17 protein-coding genes are annotated in these 20,674 nt (G+C 55.2%); 10 read left to right on the forward strand and 7 right to left on the reverse strand.

What is annotated here, in order from left to right:
• Positions 1 to 1,289: 1,289 nt before the first annotated feature.
• The 7 genes from ACCW71_RS03315 (at position 1,290) to ACCW71_RS03345 (ending at position 8,273) form a co-directional block, all read left to right on the forward strand.
• Complete coding sequence (locus ACCW71_RS03315; protein ID WP_436369618.1) at positions 1,290 to 1,808, forward strand: LuxR family transcriptional regulator; 519 nt, start codon at positions 1,290 to 1,292, stop codon at positions 1,806 to 1,808.
• Between the two features lie 20 nt (positions 1,809 to 1,828).
• Entirely contained in the window at positions 1,829 to 2,374 is a 546-nt protein-coding gene (locus ACCW71_RS03320; RefSeq protein ID WP_436369619.1) for a fimbrial protein, read from the forward strand.
• A gap of 111 nt (positions 2,375 to 2,485) precedes the next feature.
• Positions 2,486 to 3,178, forward strand: coding sequence for a fimbria/pilus periplasmic chaperone (locus ACCW71_RS03325; protein ID WP_436369621.1), 693 nt, complete (start codon positions 2,486 to 2,488; stop codon positions 3,176 to 3,178).
• Positions 3,129 to 5,708, forward strand: a complete 2,580-nt coding sequence (locus tag ACCW71_RS03330) for a fimbrial outer membrane usher protein (protein WP_436369623.1) — start codon at positions 3,129 to 3,131, stop codon at positions 5,706 to 5,708. Before ACCW71_RS03325 ends, ACCW71_RS03330 begins: the two co-directional genes overlap by 50 nt.
• Positions 5,665 to 7,038, forward strand: a complete 1,374-nt coding sequence (gene stbD / locus ACCW71_RS03335) for a fimbrial usher protein StbD (RefSeq protein ID WP_436369625.1) — start codon at positions 5,665 to 5,667, stop codon at positions 7,036 to 7,038. Before ACCW71_RS03330 ends, stbD begins: the two co-directional genes overlap by 44 nt.
• Positions 7,004 to 7,720, forward strand: a complete 717-nt coding sequence (locus ACCW71_RS03340) for a fimbrial assembly chaperone (protein ID WP_436369627.1) — start codon at positions 7,004 to 7,006, stop codon at positions 7,718 to 7,720. Before stbD ends, ACCW71_RS03340 begins: the two co-directional genes overlap by 35 nt.
• Before the next feature lie 217 nt (positions 7,721 to 7,937).
• Positions 7,938 to 8,273, forward strand: a complete 336-nt coding sequence (locus ACCW71_RS03345) for a gamma-glutamylcyclotransferase family protein (protein WP_436369629.1) — start codon at positions 7,938 to 7,940, stop codon at positions 8,271 to 8,273.
• A 248-nt stretch (positions 8,274 to 8,521) separates the two neighbouring features.
• On the opposite strand, the gene ACCW71_RS03350 is transcribed toward ACCW71_RS03345, so the two are convergent.
• The 3 genes from ACCW71_RS03350 to hipB all read right to left on the reverse strand — a co-directional run bounded on the left by ACCW71_RS03350 (position 8,522) and on the right by hipB (position 12,319).
• Complete coding sequence (locus ACCW71_RS03350) at positions 8,522 to 10,567, reverse strand: FUSC family protein (RefSeq protein WP_436369630.1); 2,046 nt, start codon at positions 10,565 to 10,567, stop codon at positions 8,522 to 8,524.
• A 190-nt stretch (positions 10,568 to 10,757) separates the two neighbouring features.
• On the reverse strand, positions 10,758 to 12,071 hold the full coding sequence (locus ACCW71_RS03355) for a type II toxin-antitoxin system HipA family toxin (RefSeq protein ID WP_436369632.1): 1,314 nt from the start codon (positions 12,069 to 12,071) through the stop codon (positions 10,758 to 10,760).
• Positions 12,071 to 12,319 (reverse strand): type II toxin-antitoxin system antitoxin HipB, encoded by a 249-nt coding sequence (gene hipB / locus ACCW71_RS03360; protein WP_436369634.1) that lies wholly within the window; start codon positions 12,317 to 12,319, stop codon positions 12,071 to 12,073. The genes ACCW71_RS03355 and hipB overlap by 1 nt, the downstream gene beginning before the upstream one ends.
• Before the next feature lie 187 nt (positions 12,320 to 12,506).
• Here hipB and ACCW71_RS03365 point away from each other — a divergent pair, with 187 nt between their 5' ends.
• Entirely contained in the window at positions 12,507 to 12,983 is a 477-nt protein-coding gene (locus ACCW71_RS03365) for a GNAT family N-acetyltransferase (protein ID WP_436369636.1), read from the forward strand.
• A 5-nt stretch (positions 12,984 to 12,988) separates the two neighbouring features.
• On the opposite strand, the gene ACCW71_RS03370 is transcribed toward ACCW71_RS03365, so the two are convergent.
• The 4 genes from ACCW71_RS03370 to ACCW71_RS03385 form a co-directional block, all read right to left on the reverse strand.
• On the reverse strand, positions 12,989 to 13,783 hold the full coding sequence (locus tag ACCW71_RS03370) for an inositol monophosphatase family protein (RefSeq protein WP_436369638.1): 795 nt from the start codon (positions 13,781 to 13,783) through the stop codon (positions 12,989 to 12,991).
• A 14-nt stretch (positions 13,784 to 13,797) separates the two neighbouring features.
• On the reverse strand, positions 13,798 to 14,868 hold the full coding sequence (locus ACCW71_RS03375) for an ABC transporter ATP-binding protein (protein WP_436369640.1): 1,071 nt from the start codon (positions 14,866 to 14,868) through the stop codon (positions 13,798 to 13,800).
• Positions 14,865 to 17,090 carry an ABC transporter permease gene (locus ACCW71_RS03380; RefSeq protein ID WP_436369642.1) on the reverse strand — a complete coding sequence of 742 codons (2,226 nt, stop codon included), beginning with the start codon at positions 17,088 to 17,090 and terminating at the stop codon, positions 14,865 to 14,867. The genes ACCW71_RS03375 and ACCW71_RS03380 overlap by 4 nt, the downstream gene beginning before the upstream one ends.
• An 89-nt stretch (positions 17,091 to 17,179) precedes the next feature.
• Entirely contained in the window at positions 17,180 to 18,208 is a 1,029-nt protein-coding gene (locus ACCW71_RS03385; RefSeq protein WP_436369644.1) for an ABC transporter substrate-binding protein, read from the reverse strand.
• Positions 18,209 to 18,421: 213 nt separating this feature from the next.
• Between ACCW71_RS03385 and ACCW71_RS03390 the strand changes: the two genes are divergently transcribed.
• A complete protein-coding gene (locus ACCW71_RS03390; RefSeq protein WP_436369645.1) occupies positions 18,422 to 19,456 on the forward strand; it encodes a LacI family DNA-binding transcriptional regulator in 1,035 nt (344 codons plus the stop codon).
• Between the two features lie 312 nt (positions 19,457 to 19,768).
• Complete coding sequence (locus ACCW71_RS03395) at positions 19,769 to 20,662, forward strand: SDR family oxidoreductase (RefSeq protein WP_436369647.1); 894 nt, start codon at positions 19,769 to 19,771, stop codon at positions 20,660 to 20,662.
• The last annotated feature ends 12 nt before the right edge of the window (positions 20,663 to 20,674 follow it).

Raw genomic sequence — 20,674 nt, forward strand, 5'->3', positions numbered from 1 at the left:
CAGAGATTTGCAGGCTGACGATGCAGCGCTGGCTTCATACCTTCTGCGTTTGGCTGGAGCCGTTGCGCACGCGGACCGTTTAACGCTGTAAGTGCTTTGCTCACTTAACAGTGACGTCGCTACGTGAAAACTGGCGCATTGATCAGGACTGACGGCCACAAAAATGCTGTAGAGACGTCTATGCACACCCCTTTTTTATTCCTCTTCTTTGTCTGCCACGCTAACACCCGTAAATGCCACCCAGGTGCAACGACGCTTTTTTCGCTCAGCTGCCTGCCAGTTAACTCCCGGAATTATCGGGCAAAGCTGAGTCCGTTTTCTCTGTTGGTCAGCCGAGTGCATATGACTATTCGCATTGCGATTGCAAGACTATCACCCTCGCGCAGTGAGGATTTACCTTGTGCCGGGAAAAGGAGTGCCTGCACCATTCGGTCGTTTTTAGCACTTTCAGCACTACGCAAAATGTGATGTCACGCCCCTGCTCTGGTCTGTCATCAAACCACCCTCTGCTGTTTTATGTAATCAGATAAAAAAGCGAAACGTAAAATTTAAAGCGGTAAGAAAGATTATTAGCATACAAAACCTGAATCTAAAAACCCGGTAAAAAAATAAATATAGATAGCTGATCTTTTAATTACACAGCGGAAAATGGTGATCTCATCATGCGCTAACTAATTGATCTGGATCAACATTTTCAGCAGGGTCGTCTATTAACATCTTTGTTACCAGGATTATTCTTAATTAAACGGAGCGTTAACAGCAGGCATTTTTGCTAATTTTTTAATTGAAAAATTAAATATCCAGAGCGTCATGAGAAAATAAAGAAGTTAGCGGCATCCGGGTAATTAAAAAACTACTTGTAAATGTCAGTCGGGCTGGCCGTTATATAGAGCAACCATTAGCGACTAAAATTTACGCACATTTAGCTTTGAGTGCGGAATTTTTATTGATCAAATTGGCGTAATTTGCGAAATATTCCTAACGAAATCGAGAAAATCCTGGTCTCTCTGCGTTACTGAGAGGATATTCGCCGTTTTTGTCCCGAATTTTCAACCAATATTACTCCCAACCCTGGAGGTGGCTACTTAAGAAAAATCCGAATAAAGAAAATAGCAGGTAATTTTCATCGCCTTGAAACGCGGAGATTTTTATCGATAAAATAATCACAACTCTCGCAACAACGCTAAAACATTATGATAAAGATAACCAGAGAGGAAATTCGCTGCGCCAGTTGTAAATATGGCTGTGAACTCACCCATCGCGCATCAGACATTTATAACCGATGTCCATTGCAAAAAATCACCACCTGGCCGGGAGGGAATCATTTTTTCGCTTCATCCATACTTGGCATGGTCGCTGGAAAATATGAAAGCCTCTTTTGCAGAGGATGCGTATTCGTGGACTTCTCCAGAGGAAACGTCAGGTATTTTACCAACAGTAACTGGATTGAGTATTTAAAAAATACCGGCTTAATGCTGATTATCGTCAGTGATCGCCATATGGAGCCGCTGGCGGCGTACTGGCAAAAGGAGGATCTGCGAATCCAGACTGTAATTTATACCGACCAGTCCCTGGAGGAGATAAACAGGCAAATTCAGGGCTGTTATTTCGGCGTGAAAGGCGACGTCAGAAAAAAAGTGAACGCACTTAAACAGGATGAAGTCAGGTTCCTTGATCTGGCGGTGAACGGACTCTCACTGCCGATTATTGCCAGAGAAATGGGGCTGGAAATCAAGCGCGTTTATAACATCAAAGATGCCATTCGCCGGAAAATGGGCATTAGTCTCAATCAGTTGTTTTCCGCATAATTATGATAAAGGAGTATTAAATGAACACCACATTCAGAACGCTTAATCTGGCTGTATTAATCAGTGCCGGACTGGTGTCAGCCAGCGTATTTGCCGCCTCTGATAACACCATCAACTTCCAGGGAGAAGTGACCACTGAAACCTGCTCTGTTTCTGTCAATGGTAACAATGCTTCCCCGGTCGTTCTGCTACCCACCGTCAGTACGTCGGACCTTGCCGCCTCTGGTGCCACTGCGGGTGACACTACCTTTACCCTGGGCGTCAGCGGATGTACCGGGGACAGCACCGCGACCACCCAAATCTCGACGGTGTTTGTGGGGAATAACGTTAGCGCTGCCGGTAACTTATCTAACACCGGCACCGCCAAAAACGTTGAGGTACAAATCCTCGATCCGAAAGATGCGGTGGTTAATCTGACCAGTGGCTATACCGGCAGCGGTGACCTGACGCTTCAGGCGGGTGAAACCTCGGGTTCGGCCACCTACTCTGCCCGTTATTACGCCTCAGGCACGCCAACTGCCGGTACGGTGACCGCATCACTGCAATATGCCGTGACTTACCAGTAATATTTTACGTGCGTATCTGGCTGGCCAGCTACGCACGCCACGCTTGAGATAGCCGACATGTATTCGCGTATTATGCTTTTCCCATTAAGACGGGTAATCCTGATTTTGTTGATGACGTTTATTGCGGATAAAGTCCAGGCGAGCGTCACTATTCTTGGTAGCCGGATTATTTATCCGGGCAATGCTCTTTCCGTCGATGTTCAGTTAAAGAACAACGATAGTATCCCTTATGTCATGCAGGCATGGCTTGATAATGGCAATATCAATTCACAACCCGATGATAAGAGTGATGTACCTTTCATTCTTACCCCCCCACTGTTTCGGATTCAGCCGCTGACCGGCCAGCTTTTAAAAATCCGACTTCTGCCTGAGGTCTCATTGCCGCAGGATCGCGAGACGCTTTACTGGTTCAACTCTCTGCAAATTCCGCCGGGTAATATTCAGACGGAATCAGGACGTAATGCTATTTTTTTAATGCTACGTAACCGCATGAAACTCTTTTATCGTCCCAAAGCGATTGGTCAGCCGGTAAATGTTTTCAAGGATATAAAAATCACAGTTCGCAAAGAGGGCGTTGAAATCAATAACACTCAACCCTGGTATCTCTCACTTACCGAGGTTGCGATAAAAACAGCAGGCAAAAAAACAGCCTGTGCCGCTGATATGATTGCGCCCTTTTCTCAAAAAATAGTCAGATGCCCATCGTCAACACACTCTTTATCCGCTAATAGCGTGATTTCTGTTTCAGCGATGAATGATCAGGGGGCAAAAGTCAGTGAAGACTTTCCGATTGCGGGCAGGTGATCTCCGCATCTTTTTTTTGCCTGTCTGTGCATCCTTCACTTTTTCAACGTATGGACACGCTGATGGGTACTATTTCGATCCTTCGCTGTTTAAAGGTTCCGCCTTTGGCCGGAATATTGAACAGTTTAACCATCAGACTATTGCCCCTGGCAACTATTATGTCGATCTCTATGTCAACAATAAGTTGGTTAAAAGTGGCGTCACGCTGACCTTTGTGGCCGCCGGGAAAGGTCAGCCGATAGAACCCTGTCTCCCCCTGACGGTGGCTCAATTATTAAGTCTTAAGTCTCTGAATAAATCATCAGCCAGCGGAGGCTGTCAGCCCTTGCGTCACTGGTCATCCGCAGCCCGCTGGCAATTTGATCAGCCTTCACTGCGACTGCAATTTACTATCCCGGACGCGGAATTAATTCATCTGCCTCGGGGAAATATTCCTGTCGCCGAGTGGGACAAAGGGATCTCCGCCCTTTTCATCCGGCATAACACTCAATATAACTGGACGGAAAACGGCGATTCCGGTTACAGATACCAGTATCTCTGGAGTGGCGTCACGGCCGGCACCAATATTGATAACTGGCAGCTGCGCCATCAGGGCAACCTGCGGTTTATCGACAATAACGTCACCGGCAGCGACGTTCGCTATACAATGGTCCGAAGCTGGCTTCAGCGTCCCATTCAGCCGCTGAACAGTCTGCTGACCCTGGGAGAGAGCTATACAGAAAGTTCGCAGTTTGGCACGCTTTCTTATAATGGCGTCAAGCTCACGACCGATGAAAGAATGCGTCCGCAAAGCCGGCGTGGCTATGCGCCCGAAATTCGTGGCGTGGCCTCCTCCAGTGCCCGTGTTATCGTCAGGCAAATGAATCGCGTTATTTATGAGACCAGCGTTGCGCCCGGCCCCTTTGTCATTAACGATTTGACTCACACCCTCGGCCAGGGCGATCTCGATGTTGAGATTATAGAATCCACCGGGAAATCGTCCTCGTTTACCGTTCCCTATGCCTCTGTTCCCGATTCGGTCAGGCCGGGAAACTGGCATTACTCCATTGCTCTGGGTCGGGTGCGGCAGTTCTACGCTGTGAATAACACTTTCTTTGAAGGGCTGTTGCAACACGGCATCAGTAACCGACTGACCGCTACGGCTGGATCGCGGCTGGCTCAGGATTATCAGGCCTGGCTGCTTGGCGGTGTCTGGACCTCGGCGGCTGGCGCGGTGGGATTAAACACTACCTTTTCTGACGCAAAGGTTGGCAATAGCAGTGCCAGCGGATGGCGCGCCGAGCTGAGCTACAGTAAAACTTTTGCTACCGGAACCAACCTGGTGCTGGCCGCCTATCGTTACTCAACCAGCGGTTATCGTGACCTTCAGGATGTGCTGGGCGTTCGACGCCAACAGGACAGTGGCATCCGTTACTATTCAGATACGCTGCATCAGCGTAATAATTTTTCTGTAACGCTGAGTCAGTCAATGGCTGGTTATGGCTTAATCAGCCTGAGCGCCAGTACGGCGGATTACTATAATAACCGGTCGCGTATTACTCAGCTTCAGTCAGGTTATAACAACAGCTGGAATAACATCAGTTACAGTCTTAATGTGGCGCGCCAGCGTACCACCTGGAATTATGATCGTTTTGGACTGAATCTGGACGACGATAATAATTTATACCGCGAGAGGTATACCGAAAATACCGTTTCGCTGAATGTCTCGGTTCCGCTGAACTGGGGCAATCACACTGCCTCAGTGGCCTATAACTACAACCACGCTAAAGAGACAAATAATTCGATCGTCTCACTCACCGGCTCGTCAGGCGAGAACAACCAGCGATCCTGGTCGCTGTATGGTGGAACTGAAAATTCACAAAATAACGGTGGCCACCCTGTCTCGTTTGGCGGAAATGTTCAGCAGAATACCCGGGCAGGCGGGATCAGAGTGAATTATGGTCAGGGGGATAACTATCGCCAGGCGGGATTAGGGCTTTCAGGTACGTTGCTGATCCATCGCGGCGGCGTCACTGTCGGACCTTATACCAGCGATACCTTTGCGCTTATCCATGCGGATGGAGCCCAGGGAGCCAGCGTACGTAATGGTCAGGGTGCCGTCATTGATCATTTTGGCTACGCTATCCTGCCGTCGCTGACCCCTTACCAGGCTAACACCGTCAGTCTCGATACCCGCTATATGAATGCTGATGCCGAATTAAGCGGCGGAAGCCAGCGCGTTGTGCCCTATGCCGGTTCCGTTACGCAGATTAATTTTGCCACGTTGCAGGGTAAGGCCGTCTTAATTGCGCTCAAAAATGAAGATCATGAAATCCCGCCAATGGGGACCGAGGTCCGTGATGCTGATAATACCGTAATAGGGATTGTCGGCCAGGGCGGGCAGTTATATGCACGTGTCCCGCATGACTCTGGCACCTTAAAAGTCAGCTGGGAAGATAAGGGCAATAAAACCTGTTTTGTTAATTATCAAATAACCGGTCGCGTGAATGAAAATATTGTTCGCCTGGATGCTGTCTGCCACAAGGGTTAATCGTGTGAGAATCAATAAGTTATTCCTGTCTGTCTTTTTATTGCTGCTTAATGTGCCCGCCTGGGCTACTTGCAGCGTTGTCACCGCCACATCTTCGTTGTCTCAGCGCGCGATTGCAGCAGGCTATACCGCCGCCTACTGGACCGGAGCCTGCGACACCTGCTCAGGAAATGTGGGCCTGCCATCTGTTATCAGCATTAATAGCGGAAAGACCTTCCAGCCCTCAGGCACGCTGCTGGCCAGTTCGGTGGGTAGCTTTCTGTCATCGGCCAGCAATGTTCCCTACTCTGCTAACCAGATTCTATACCGCTGCGACCAGGCTGATGCAGGCAGTCTGTATGAGATGTATGCCACCAATGGCGACAGCCCGTTTGCTGGTCAATATGTGACTTCTGAAGTCGACGGCGCCTATTATGATGTCGCTGCAAATGTCGCCGTCAGGCTGACCAATCTGAAAACCGGCGAATATTACAGCCGCTACTGGAAAGCCCGCCAGCTGACCGCCAGTGACTGGTATTCCGATGGCACCTATATCTATATTCCGGCCAGTGCCTTCAGCAATGTGCTGTATGAAATGTTTAAAATAGACTCTACCCGCTATTACGCCAGCAACAGCAGTCGCTATGTGGACACCTGGACACAGCCTCGCGGATATATTGCTTTTAAAGGGCCGGGGCTGGATACCAATAATCTGAACGTGGGCCAGGATAGCCTCGTTTACTGGTATGGGTTTTACCGTAACTGGCCCGCCGCCTGGAGCACCTTCTCAAATGTCACCTACGTGCGTGGCGCGCTGTGCGAAGTTCAGGATTATCCTTCGGTGGTGCTGCTACCCACCGTCAGCGTGAATACTCTTGCCGCAGGTGGGAAAAGTCAGGCACCTTTTCATATCACCATCCAGTGCGAGTCGGGTGCAATCTCCAGCACCAGTACCTCGACGTTTACCTCAGCAAACGTAGCCATGGGTTTTCTCGTCAACCAGTCAAATGCGGTAACGCAGGCAAGAAATCTGGGGCTGACTACCGCCGGCGGTGGTTTAACCTGGCTGCTGGATACCCACTATGGCAGCAGCGTTGCCGCCTCCGGCGTCGGGATAAAGATTTATGACAGCCATAATACGGCGCTTAATTTACTGCCTGACAGAACCCAGACTGGCACCGGCAACAGTCGAGGCTGGTATGGCTATAAAGAATTGACGTCGCAAATCTCCTCAGGAGGCACCGATATTTACAGTGGTGATTTCACCGCTTCTCTTGAAGCGCTCAGCGGACAAACTATTACAGCAGGAACAGTTAATGCGCAGTTACAGGTTGTGGTCAGTTTTCAGTAACGTCGTCGTGTTATCTGCCGTCCTGCTCTCATTCAGCGTCCGGGCGGTGGTCAATGTGGATAAAACCCGGATCGTTTTCAATCAATCGGATCTGGCTCAGTCTGTTAACGTCGTCAACAGCGGCGAAAACGAAACCTATCTGCAAATCTGGACAGATGACGGCGACCTGACTCTTTCACCTGACGCCAGCATCACGCCGGTCATTGCTATTCCGCCGGTTGTAAAAATGTTTCCGGGAGAAATGCGATCGTTGCGTCTGGTTCTCACCTCACGGCAGGCGCTGCCCGCGGACAAAGAGAGCCTCTACTGGTTAAATATTTATCAGATCCCTGCGCTGAAAAAAGAGCTGAATGAGGCTGAACGTAAAGTGGTGTTACCGCTGCGAATCCGGCTAAAAATCTTTATCCGGCCTGCGGGACTTAATCCCCCGCTGACCACCGATGCTGAAAAACTTCGTTTCGCGGTAAAAGGAAATAAAATCGCCATAACCAATCCTACTCCGTGGTTCATGAGCATGAATCTCTACTCTGAAGGTCAGCAATCAATAAAAAGTCTGACGCTCACTCCCCAATCTGATGCTTACATTGACAGTGACACCATGCTGAAACCCGGAGAGTCAGTTAACTATGCGGTGATCAATGATCAGGGGGTGCCGGTTAACTACACCACAACCTTTCAGTGAGGACATCTGCTGACAGGCAGAAATCACATACAAGTGCCCTTTTGCGGCAATCAATGACGTCGCTACATGAATTCTGCTTATCTGGTGTGCCTTGTGTTACGCAGAATTTACCTGCGCCCGCCGGTTTCAGATGCTGAAGAGGTGGTTCCGCAAGACAATCCCTTTCAGCCACGTTAAAGTTGCCAGCTTCAGCCTGCAACTTATCAAACGAGAAAAAATGAAACGCCTGTTTGTTTATGGCACGCTCTGCCCGGGCCGTGAGAATGCCCATATCCTGGAAAATATTGGCGGAGAGTGGCTGGCCGGTTCGGTGAACGGCACCTTTTATGAGCGTGGCTGGGGCGCCGCGGCCGATTTTCCTGGTATCGTGCTGAATGAGCAAGGCCCTGATGTGCCGGGGTATCTGTTTATTTCCGACCAGCTGGATGCCCACTGGCCGATGCTCGATGAGTTTGAAGAGGGTTACGATCGTGTGCCGGTTCAGGTCAATACCCGCGATAATCAGCAGGTCAGCGCCTGGATCTATCAGCTTCAACCCCCCGTGACCCGCTGAATGCTGCGGTCTTCATGCCCTGCTCTTTTTCTGACGGCAATGAGCCTGTCGTTCCCGCAGAAAGGTTAAAACGCGGCAATGGCGGGCGCTATTGCCGCGCGCCAGGCTCATGCCTGTCTCGCCCTCTCTTACTGCTAAGGCAGATAAGCAGGCACAGTGTTTGATGATTATTTTTAAAAAGACATATTGTATGATGTAACTAAAATGGAGCGGTAACTTAAATAATCTCCCTTCTTATTACATCTCTTCTATCCCGGCCAGCGCTGCTGCGGAAACAGCGTCACCCGGATATTAAACAGATGAATTAATGGCGCGACAGCTTCACTCTGCTCGCGGGCGACGCTCTCCAGCCGCAGCAGCAACAGGTCCAGCTCCTCCAGCAAATCCTGATGCGGTGCTAACTGTAGCGCCTTCATCTTGCGCTTCAGATAGAGCGCCAGCTCATGAAACATCTGCCCGCTATCAATCCGATGCGACTCCAGCACCTCGCGATAGCGCGCATAAAAGTCATAACAGTTGGCCCCGAGCCAGGTTTCGCTAATCAGATAGCCCCCCACCACAATATCCGGCACCGGATCGAGCCGTTTACGCGGCAGAATGATGTTAACCCGGTCGAGCATCCGCGCAATAAACTGCTGTCGGGATAACAGCGTGGCGGAGTTGCGCTCTACCCTTTTGATAAAACTCAACAGGTCACGCAGCCCCCGCAGCACCGCTCTTCTGGCAATCCATGACGGACGCTTATTGCGGATCAGCGCCGTCAGCACCACCGCAAACATAATCCCCACCAGCGAGGAGATCGCCGCATTCAGGGTAACAATCAGGTTCGGGACATAGTGATGGCTCAGGCCGATAAAACCGGGGATCTGAATCGCCACGCTGAGACCAATCAGGTTGGTGGCCGGATTAGCGATAACCAGGCTCAGCAGCATCAGCCCCGGCAGCAGGCAAATCATCAGTGCCTGCAAGGTATTCGCCTGCGGGATCAAAAAAGCGATGTAAAACAAACTGACCACCAGCGCAATCAGTACCCCTTTTACGAACAGCTTCATCGGCGTGACGGGCGAGTCGACCGCGGCAAAAAAGGAGCTGATGATAGCCGCCATTAACGGCGCGTTCGCCCCGTCGGCCCAGCCGCTGCCTATCCAGAACAGGCTGGAGAGAAAGGTCGCCAGAAAAGCCGTTAGCGCCGAGAGCCGCAGCAGCCCTTTATCGATATGCCGGTGGTCACGGATATTACGAATCGCCGCGCCATCACCATGACTATAGAGATCGCCGGCGCGGGCGCTGACATTCTCATAGGCATCGGCAATGCGCACAAAGTTAGCCAGCCGCTCCAGCAACCCAATCAACAGCAGGCTCTCTTCAGTCGCCAGCAGACCGCCGCGCCAGTCCCGCTCCAGCGTCAGCTGGGCGGCACTTATCGCTTCCCGCAGCCCGTCAATATCATTGACCCGATCGTGATGCAGCCACAGCAGAAACTGCTCAAACACGTCGGACACCGCGCGCGGAAAGCGGATGTTCAACTCCGCCAGCAGCCCCAGCCGTGACTCAATCGCGGTCAGCGTCGGCAGCAGATAGGTCAGATGCTGATACTGCACGCTGACCAGACGAATAACGTTACGCGCCGCCTCACCCTCATAGACGCAATGGGTCAGCAGCGTTTCAACACTCAGCGGATAGCTGGCCATCTGAATCAGAATATCCTCCCGCTCCAGAGACTTGTTCTTCGCCCTGCCGCTGACCAGCTCATCACACAGCTTACGGGCGTTCTGAAACCAGAGATTGACGCTCTGCCCCAGCAGATGGTGCATCGAAACCGGAAAGATCAGCCGGTGAACCAGCGTGCTGCACAGGATCCCGAGCGTAATCTCCTCGATCCTTGAAATCACCGTGTTGATAATCGCCGACGGCGTATCCACATCGGGAAAGCCCATAATCGCCGCGCTGTAGCCGGCCAGCATAAAGATATAGCTCTTCGGCGTGCGGTCATGCAGCGAGAGATAAAGACAAACTGTGACCCAGAGCGAAACGCAGAGGCTGAACAGCAGCGGTGACTGCACCGTTTCGGGATAGATCAGCAGAATAAACAGACCGCCGAGCAGCGTACCCAGCAGACGAAACAGCGATTTCGAGACGGTGGAAGCCGCATAGAGCTGCGAGGTGACAAACACGGTGGTCAGCGCCCAGGCGGGTTTTTCGAAATTAAGCATCAGGGCGACAGCGAGGGCAATAAACGCGGCAAGCGAGGTTTTGCAGGCAAACAAAACCGCGTTTTGGGTAAACCATTTCATCGAATGCGAACGACCGGCAAGGTTCTGAGGCGCGTATCCTGACAGAAGCGCCTGCCTTTTACTCTCAGTTATATTTTACAAATTATTACCGCCCTGAAACGGCTGATTAACCCGCTCTTTACCTGTGCGCCCAGGATTCTGAGCGGTCCGAAAAGGGCGCGGCGATCTGTCCGTCCGCTCCCTGCCCGACTCAATCCTGGTGCCTTAAACGCTCCAGCATAATCAGCGAATGGCTGAAAATCGCGTCGGCGATGTGCTGCGGAAAATCCTCAGGCAGCGCATCGCGTACCGTCGTGACCGCCTTTGGAAAAGCACGGATAAAGAAGTCGAAGATCTGTTGCAGCGCGGCGCTATCAAAGCTGACCTGCTTAGCCGTGGCGATAAAATGGCGCGGGAAGATTTTATCGATCTCCACTTTTTTGCCTTTGGTCGCCCGCAGCCCCATCGCCAGCTTCAGCGCGCGCTTATTCAGACCGGTGCCGCCCAGCACCGGATAGGCGGAGATCACATCGTAGAACGGTGTCAGGCGATAACTGCCGCCGCGCTCAATAAACAGTGAGAAGTTTTTGGCGTGCCCGTCGGTGGCACCAATCAGCCACTGAAAAACCTGAAACATCATAAAGCGATAACGATCTTCGATGGCGTTGCTCGATCCCATCAGTAACTGCATGATCTCCGCAATGCCCGGTCCGCCGTCCGACTCATATTTGGTCGAGGATGGCAGCCCCAGCGCCTGGCAACAATCCTCCTGCGGCAGACGAATCAGCCGGGTTCCGTCCCGTGACCAGCGCCGGTCAAAGCGCTCTACCGCCAGGGCGCGCATCTCCCCGGCGCGGATGATGGTCGCCTGGGGTACATCGATACCCAGCGCTCTGGCCAGCGCCAGACAGAGATACTCATTCTCCACGCTTTCACGCATATCCAGCGTGGCGCTGGGCTGTTTAATCTCGCCGATCGGCAGCTTAATGATATGGGAGGTGGGCGTGGCACCCGCCGGTATGCTCCAGCCTTTGTCGGTCAGCAGCAGCGCGGTTTTCTCCTGCGCCCCCGCCACCGATATGCGGAAGTCAGTCTCTTCGCGCAGCATACCGAGCGGAATATCGGACTGATAGGCGGAGAGCACACTCTCCAGTCTCGCCTCGTCTAACAGCTCATAACGCACCGCTAACGGCGGCAGCGGCATCTCGGGCGGCAACAGCATGGTTGCGCCGACGCTGTCACGTCCCACTTCCTGCAACAGGTCAAACGGCTGCCGGGATTTTATCTGGTAGCGCGCCACAATCCGGTCACGAATCAACGGGCTATCGGGCAGCAGATTATCGAAGAAGTTAATCACCGCGTGGGAGGTGACTGGCGGCACCTGTAGCGGCATCGACAGCGACAACGGCCGCGCCAGCGGACTGCTCAGCCACTCCCGGTCGTACTGGAATTCGTGCGCCCCGTTGCGCTGGCGGGTCAGTACCCCAACCCGCTCGCCATTCATCCAGGCAATCAGCTTTTGCATTACCAGTCATCCTCGTCATTGAGCGGCGTCGGCGCGGCGGCGGTTTTCTCCCGCACCTCAAGGCCCAGCTCCAGCGACTGCAACAGCTTAAACAGCGTCGCCAGCGAGGTGTTGTCCGGGGCATTTTCAAAATGGGAAATGGTCGCCTGTTTCAGACCGACCTTTTTCGCCAGTTCACTCTGGGTCCAGCCATTACGCTGGCGGATAAGTTTTAGCTGGTTTGCCAGCTGTAGCGGGCTGTAGATCATCGAACCTGCTCCCTGAACGTTCACTCCGGGTCAGCATAGCGCACTCACTCTATCCCCGAAAGAGGATAAAACAGATTTTATACCCTAAAAGGGATAAATTATATTTTATACCCCATAGCGGATAAATAGTCTATTATCCCTTTCCGGGTATAAAGCCATTAAAGACGTAGCCTGACAGGAGAAAAGCATGGGATCAGAGAGCGGTTTTACCGTGACGCAGCAGATAGCCGAGCACGACCGCCAGGCGTTATTCGCCGGGCTGGGCAGTTACAACCGCCGGTTCATCCATCAGGAAAACTGGGGGCCACTGGCGGTGTTACACCATCAAGCGGACGGCAGACTGTCGGGCGGCGTGATCGCCGCACGTAAAGGGAACTGGTTGTGTATCGACTATCTGTGGGTCGCGGAGGGAGAGCACGGTACCGGTTTAGGGCGTGCCCTGTTGCAGCGAGCAGAACAGCAGGCACTGACCCTGGGATGTCAGCAGGCGCTGGTGGATACCTTTAGCTTCCAGGCGCTGCCGTTTTATCTGAAACAGGGGTATCAGCAGCAAATGTCCCTGCCCGACTTTCCACAAGCCGGAATGCAGCGACACTACCTGACGAAAACCCTGCAAGCGGACAGCCACGACGCTGATTTTTACATTTCCCGCTCAGCATCGTGACAGGGTCACAATCCGGCGATGCGGCGCAGATCGGCCTCCGCACCCGGCGCGACCGCCAGCACCTGCGCGCCTTTGGTGATGCGTTCGCCAGAGGTATCGAACGGGTGGACCCAGCCGCCCGCCTCTTTCACCAGGCAGTAACCGGCGAGGCAATCCCAGGCGTGCATGTAAGGTTCGTAGTACCCCACTACCCGTCCGGCGGCGACCCACGCCAGCATCAGTGCGCCTGAACCGATGCGGATAAAGTTACCGCCAGCCGCCAGCAGCGCCGCGACAATCTCGCCCACCTGCTGCGGGGTGACGTAGCTGTTTGCCCCAAAGCCAGTGACGTGATTCTGTAGGGTGCGCGATGCGTCGAGCTGCAACCGGCGGCCGTTAAGGGTCGCGCCCTCACCCTGCGCCGCCACATAGCACTCTTCAAAGGTCGGCGCGAAAATCACCCCGATGACCGGCTCGTCACCCCGCAGCACGGCAACCGAGACACACCAGTTGGGCATGCCGTTAAGAAACGGGCTGGTGCCATCAATCGGGTCAACCACCCAGGTATAGGCTGTACGCCCCGACTGCAATCCCGACTCCTCTCCCAGGAAGCCATCGTCGGGAAACGCTTCGCGGATACAGGCGGCAATCTGCTGCTCCACTTCACGATCGGCAATCGACACCACATCCTGCAAATCATATTTGGTTTCCACCACCAGCGTCTCGCGGCGGTGAAAGTAAGAGAGCGCGGTCGCGCCTCCTTCACGGGCCACGGCTTCCGCTAACGCCAGGCGAGAGATTATTTCATCATGCGGTTCCATGCGAACTCCTTGAGTTAAACAGCTGAACGGGCAATCAGGGCAAGCCCCTGCGGGTTAAAGTTAACGCCGACCGTCGCCGCCAGCGGCAGTCGCTGTTCCATCTGCGGATCGATAATAAACAGCGACCCCAGCGCCGTGGCGACTTCATATTCGATATGGTCGCCGAGCCAGATGCTATGGACGATCTCGCCCTGCAACGCCCCTTCTCCGTCACCGGAAAGCGTGATAAACCGCGGCCGTACCGCCAGCTGCGCGCTGCCGGTTCTGGCACCGCCACCCCGGACACGGAAGCGCTGGCTGCCGAGACGGATCAGCGCCTCGCTGGCATCCGCCTGTTCGACTTCACAGGGCAGAATGTTCGCCTCGCCCATAAAGTCCGCGATAAACACCGACGCCGGCGAATGGTAGAGGGTTTCCGGCGCGCCCTGCTGAGCAATATCGCCCTCTTTCATGACAATAATCTTATCGGAGACCGCCAGCGCCTCCTCCTGGTCATGGGTGACATAGACCGCGGTAAAGCCCAGCCGCTGTTGCAGGTCGCGAATGTCGGTGCGTACCCGCCGCCGCAGACGCTCATCCAGATTCGACAACGGCTCATCGAGCAGCAGCACCTGCGGTTCCAGCACCAGCGCGCGCGCCACCGCGATACGCTGCTGCTGACCACCGGAGAGTTCCGACGGCAGCCGCTGCCCCTGACTCTCCAGCCCCACCAGCTTCAGTCCTTCACGCGCCCGATCCTGCGCTTCGCGTTTATTCATTCCCGACGCCAGCAGCCCATAGAGCACATTGTCGAGGGCGTTCATATGGGGAAACAGTGCGTAGGACTGAAACACCATCGCCACGTCACGCTCATTGGCAGGCAGATGGGTCACATCTTTGCCACCAATCAGGATCCGGCCGGAGGTGGGATGTTCCAGCCCGGCCAGCAGCCGCAGCGTGGTGGTTTTGCCGCAGCCGGACGGCCCCAGCAGCGTCACCAGCGTGCCGGGTTCAACGGTCAGGGAGAGATCCGGCAGCGCGGTAAACCCGGCAAAACGTTTGGCTACATGTTCAAATACCACCGATCCGGCGTTTATCGTCGTCATAGGGCTCTCTCCTGAGTCAGGGTGGATGCAGAGGAAACGGCGGCGGTCGCCACCGGTCGGGTAACGCGGCGCAGGCGACGTTCGCCCACCAGCAGCTGGAAAAGCGCAATAATCAGCAGCATCACCACGATCAGGACGGAGGAATAGGCGATGGCCACGCCATACTCACCATTCTCCACCAGCCCGACGATGTAGGAGGTCGCCATGTTGTACTGGGCGCTGACCAGGAAAATCACCGCGCTGATAGAGGTAATGGCGCGCACAAAGGCGTAAACCAGCGCGGCGCTGATCGCCGGTTTCAGCAGCGGCAGCACCACTTTGCGCAGCGTGCGGAAGCTGTTGGCGCCCAGCGTCAGTGACGCTTCATCGAGGCTTTTATCGAGCTGGCTCATCGCTGCGATGCCGCCACGCACGCCGACCGGCATGTTACGGAACACAAAGCAGGCGATGAGGATCAGGGCGGTGCCGGTGATCTCCAGCGGCGGCAGGTTGTAGGCCATCACGTAGCTCACGCCAATCACCGTGCCGGGAATGGCAAAGCTCAGCATCAGCATAAACTCAAAGGTCTGACGCCCGGCAAACTTCTGCCGCACAATCAGCCAGGCGGTCAGCAGCCCGACCACAGCGGTAAGCGGTGCGGCGATCAGCGCAATCTCCAGCGTGGTCCAGAAGGAGTTCCAGGCGACGCCGCTCCAGACCAGCTGCCCCTGAGTGACGCTGACGCTGAAGGCACGCAGGTAGTGATCCAGCGTCAGGCTGTTATCCAGTCCCCAGGAGTGAACAAAACCGCCCACCATAATCATGCCGTAGATCACCAGGGTAAAGAGTCCCCACGGGATCACCATGCCATAGACGCCGTAACGTACCGGGCGCGGCAGCATCCCGTGCCGTCCGCCGTCGCCTTTACCGGTGACGGTGGCGAAACTTTTCCCGGCGAGCCAGAGGCGCTGCACCAGAAAGGCAGCCAGCGTAAAGCCCAGCAGGATCATCGCCAGCACCGCCGCGCGGCTCGGATCGTTTTGCGCGCCGACCACAGAGAAGAAGATTTCGGTCGAAAGCACGCCGTGACTGCCACCCAGCACCATCGGATTGCCGAAGTCCGCCATGCTTTCGATAAAGCTGATCAGAAAGGCGTTGGCCAGCCCCGGCGCCATCAGCGGCAGTGAAATGCGGGAGAAGGTGCGCCAGCGGCTGGCGCGCAGGGTCTGAGAGGCCTCTTCCAGCGAGGGACTGACGCCCTCGACAACCCCAATCAGCACCAGGAAAGCGATGGGGGTAAACGAGAGCACCTGGGCAATCCAGATGCCGGTCAGGCCATAGAGCCAGCGGCCCGGTTCAATGCCGAACAGCGTAGCCAGTGACACTGTCACCACACCGGAGCGACCGAACAGCAGGATCAGCGCCAGCCCGATGACAAACGGCGGCGTGATAATCGGCAGAATGGTCAGCATCCGCAGCGCCTTTTTGCACGGCAGTGGGGTGCGCGTCGCCGCCAGCGCAAAGGCTAATCCCAGCAGCGTTGAGCCGCTGGCGGTCATCAGCGCCAGCCCCAGCGTGCGCCAGGCGGTGCCGCAGTTGCCGCCGGTCAGACAGGAGAGACTCCAGATCGCCGGGTCCTGCATATTGGCAATCAAACCATCGGGTCTGAAACTGCCATCCATGTCCTGCACCGAGGCGACAAACAGGCTCAGTACCGGATAGAGGACAAAAGTGGTGACCAGCGCCACCAGCAGCACAATCGACGCCACCACAAAGGCGTCCCCTTTCAGCACGCCGCGCTCCGCCAGCGCAAAGGCAAAAATCAGCAGAAAGACCGTCAGCAGCAGCAACGCCCCGGCCCCCATCGCCGGCTGTCCCTGGTCAAGCGGCCCATAGAGCCTCTCCAGCCAGAGCCAGTTCCAGCCACTGAAACCAATCGCATGCCCTTCCACAATCAGAAACAAGATGCCGCAGAGGCTGAACAGCAGCAGCAGACCGCTGCGGCGACGGCCCGCAGGCAGAAACAGACAGGCGGCGGCGAGCAGCCACAGCACCACCGCGACCAGCAGCCAGCGATGCTGGCCGAGCTGCCACAGCGCCGGGGCCGTGTTCTCATCACGCCATAAGCTGAGCAGCCAGTCACCGGCGAAGAAGCCCTGCTCCAGGCTATACCAGGGCAGCAACAGCAGCGCCACCGCGCCCGTGACCAGCGCGCCGGTTAAACGACGATTGTGCGCATTCATGAATCACCTCGATCAGAGAAGCGGACCCCAGGCTGATGCCACCGCGTTACCGCATGGACCCGGCGACACCCGCCGGGCGGAAAACCACCCTACTGCGCGCTGGCACCAATCTCTTTATCCCAGCGGCCGAGCAGCGCTTTGCGTTTTGCCGAATCGCCGTAGGTTTTGAAGTCATAATCGATCAGCCTGATGTTCTCAAAGCGCGGCGCATACTCAGAGATTTCCGCCTGACGGTTAGAGGGCAGCTGGAACGATTTCGCCTCTTTCATATGGGACTGCGCCGCCGCACTCAGCGCCCAGTCATACCAGGCTTTGGCACTGGCGAGGTTGCGTGCGCCTTTGATAATCGACATTGAGCCAATCTCATAGCCGGTGCCTTCACAGGGCGCGACGGCCTTAATCGGGAACCCTTCCACCTGCATCGCCACCGCGTCATGCATAAAGACAATGCCGATGGTGGTCTCCCCGCGCGCCGCCGCTTTAACCGGCGCAGAGCCCGACTTGGTATACTGCGAGATATTGGCGTTGAGCTTTTTCAGATAAGCAAAGGCTTCATCTTCGCCCATGATCTGCACCAGGGTCGCCAGAGTGTTATAGGCGGTGCCTGAGGAGTTGGGATTGGCGATCTGAATCTCACCTTTAAAGCCAGGGTCGAGCAGATCGGCCCAGCAGGCCGGGACTTTCTGCTTTTTCTCCGCCAGCAGCTTAGTGTTATAGCCCCAGCCCAGCGCACCGGCGTAGACGCCAACGGTGCGATAGCCGGAGATCTGCGCCACTTTCTGTGACCAGGGCTGCTGCTGATCGAGCAGCGGCGACTGATAGGGCTGGGTTAATCCCTCTTCCGCCGCCTGCATATGGGGATCGCCGGTGCCGGCCCACCAGATATCGGTGCGCGGATTACGCGCTTCACTGCGGATACGGGCATAGGCTTCACCGGCAGAGAGCCGCACCATACTGAGTTTAATATCGGGATGAGACTGGCTGAAAAGATGGGTCATCTGCTCACACACCACCACATCTGCCGAGCAGATCATGTTGAGACTGCCCGCTGCCGAGGCAGCGAAAGGGATGACCGGGCAACTGACAATAACCGCAGCGAGCAGTGAGGAATAACGCATGATGTTCTCCTTAAAGGCGGGATGACGCCTGAGTGCGCCAGTTTTGCACGTGTGTGCAAATTAGTACGGCGCAGCAACTGGCCTGTCAATTTGGTTGTTACGCAATTGACAGGCTCTGTCACAAATTTGAAACATTTGCAGCTGCGAATCTTTTGCACAGCTTTGCAATTTCAGGCAGACTCAGTGCGGATAACGATGGGACGAGGAGAAATCATGCAGCAGCTTAAGGCGGTAGTGAGTGCGCAGGATGTGGCAGACCGGGCGGGCGTCTCACGCTCTGCGGTGTCGCGTACTTTTACCCCCGGTGCCAGCGTTTCGGACGCGACCCGCGCACGGGTAATGAAGGCGGCGGAAGAGCTGGGGTATCACGTCAATCATCTGGCGCGCGGCCTGGTGCGTAATCGCAGCGGCATCGTCTGTCTGATCGCCTCGGAGGTGGATACGCCCTACCGCGCCAGCCTGGTGCGCTGGATGACGCAGTATCTACAGGAGGCGGGAAAAGTCGCGATGCTGATCAACACCGACCGCTCTGACGCCAGCGTCTCCGCGGCGCTGCAACAGGCAATCAATTTTCGCGCCGACGCCTCGATTATTCTCTCCGGGATGCCCGACAGCGCCATCACCTGCCTCTGCTACAAACATGGCCAGCAGCTGGTGCTGATCAACCGTGATGAGTCCCTGCCCGGCACCCTCAATATCAGCCTTGACGCCCGGCCATCAGCGGAGATGGCGGTGAAAGCTTTTGTGCGCGCCGGTTGCAGCCGCATCGCCTTTGTCAATTCGCTGGCGGGTACCTCCAGCCTGCTGAAGCGCGAACGCGATTTTCTGGCGGCGGCAGAAAAAGCGGGCGTCGCGGCGCAGGTGGAGCGCTTTGGTTCCACCTCCTACGAAAGCGGCCAGATACTGGCGCAGCGCCTGCTGACCCGCGACATCCGTCCCGACGCGGTGTACTGCGCCACCGACCTGCTCGCCTGCGGCTTTATGGATGAGGCGCGCCACCGCTTTGCGCTGCGCATCCCGGAAGATCTCTGCATCATTGGCCATGACAATATTCCCCAGTCGGGCTGGTCCTCTTATAACCTCACCACCTTTGCACAGCCGGTGGAGCAGTTTGCCCGCGATGCCATCCGCTGGCTGGTGGAGACGAAAGCGCAACAGGATACGCTGCGGCCGAAATCGGAACAGCAGCCGGAGCAGCGCCTCTACCAGCCAGACGTGGTCTGGCGCAGTTCGGTACGCGGCGGGTAGCGGCTCTCTGCTGCCGGTGCGGATCTATTTCGTACCGGTCCGTTTTCATTTTTTCGGGTAATTTAATCTCGCCAGCTGAGTGCCTCGCTAAATAGCCGCTTTCCGGCGTTGCGCTTCGCTTTAAATAGCGGCTCCCGTTGCCGAAAAATAATTCCCGCCAGCGCCCCATAATCGCGCTTTCCTGTCTACGCTTTATCAGCGTTAATTATTTAATCTGGTTTTATCTGCTCAATGAATCAGCAGTCAGATGTGACAAATATCACATTTGTGCCAGGCTTAATGTCTCAGATAACCCTGTTCAAGGAGCAAACAATGACAACACCAACAAACAAGACGCTCGATCTGGATCAATTTCCTAAGCCTCCTTTTGAGGATCAGCCCCAGCAGGCGCCAGGCCTGGCCAGCAAAATGATCCCGGTTCCTGACCACGGTGAAACCAGCTACCGCGGCACCGGTCGCCTGACCGGCCGCAAAGCGCTGATCACCGGCGGCGACTCCGGTATCGGCCGTGCGGTGGCTATCGCCTATGCCCGTGAAGGGGCCGATGTGGTGATTAACTACCTGCCGGAAGAGCAGCCCGATGCCGATGAAGTGATTAAATTAATCGAAGCGGAAGGCCGTAAAGTTTTCGCTATTCCCGGCGACATTCGTTCAGAAGAATTTTGTCAGCAGCTGGTAAAACAGGCGGCGGAGAAATTAGGTGGTCTGGATATTCTGGTAAATAACGCCGGTCGTCAGCAATTTAATGAGTCCATCCGTACCCTGAGTACTGAAGATTTTGACGCGACGTTTAAAACCAACGTTTATGCGATGTTCTGGATCACCAAAGCGGCGCTGGAATATCTGCCACGCGGTGCCTCTATTATTAACACCAGTTCAGTACAGGCGTTTAAACCCAGCGATATTCTGCTCGACTACGCGCAGACCAAAGCGTCGATCGTCGCCTTTACCAAATCCCTGGCGAAGCAGCTGGGTGGCGAAGGTATCCGGGTCAACGCGGTCGCGCCGGGTCCATACTGGACACCGCTGCAATCCAGCGGCGGACAGCCGATGGAGAAAGTGAAGCAGTTTGGTGCCGATGCACCGCTGGGCCGTCCGGGTCAGCCGGTGGAGATCGCCCCACTCTACGTTACCCTGGCCTCAACCGAGAGCAGCTACTCTTCCGGTCAGGTCTGGTGCTCTGATGGCGGCACCGGCACGCTCTGATCCTTCCGACCT

The sequence above is a fragment of the Pantoea sp. C2G6 genome (assembly GCF_051336815.1).
In the GTDB taxonomy this organism is placed as follows: domain Bacteria; phylum Pseudomonadota; class Gammaproteobacteria; order Enterobacterales; family Enterobacteriaceae; genus Pantoea.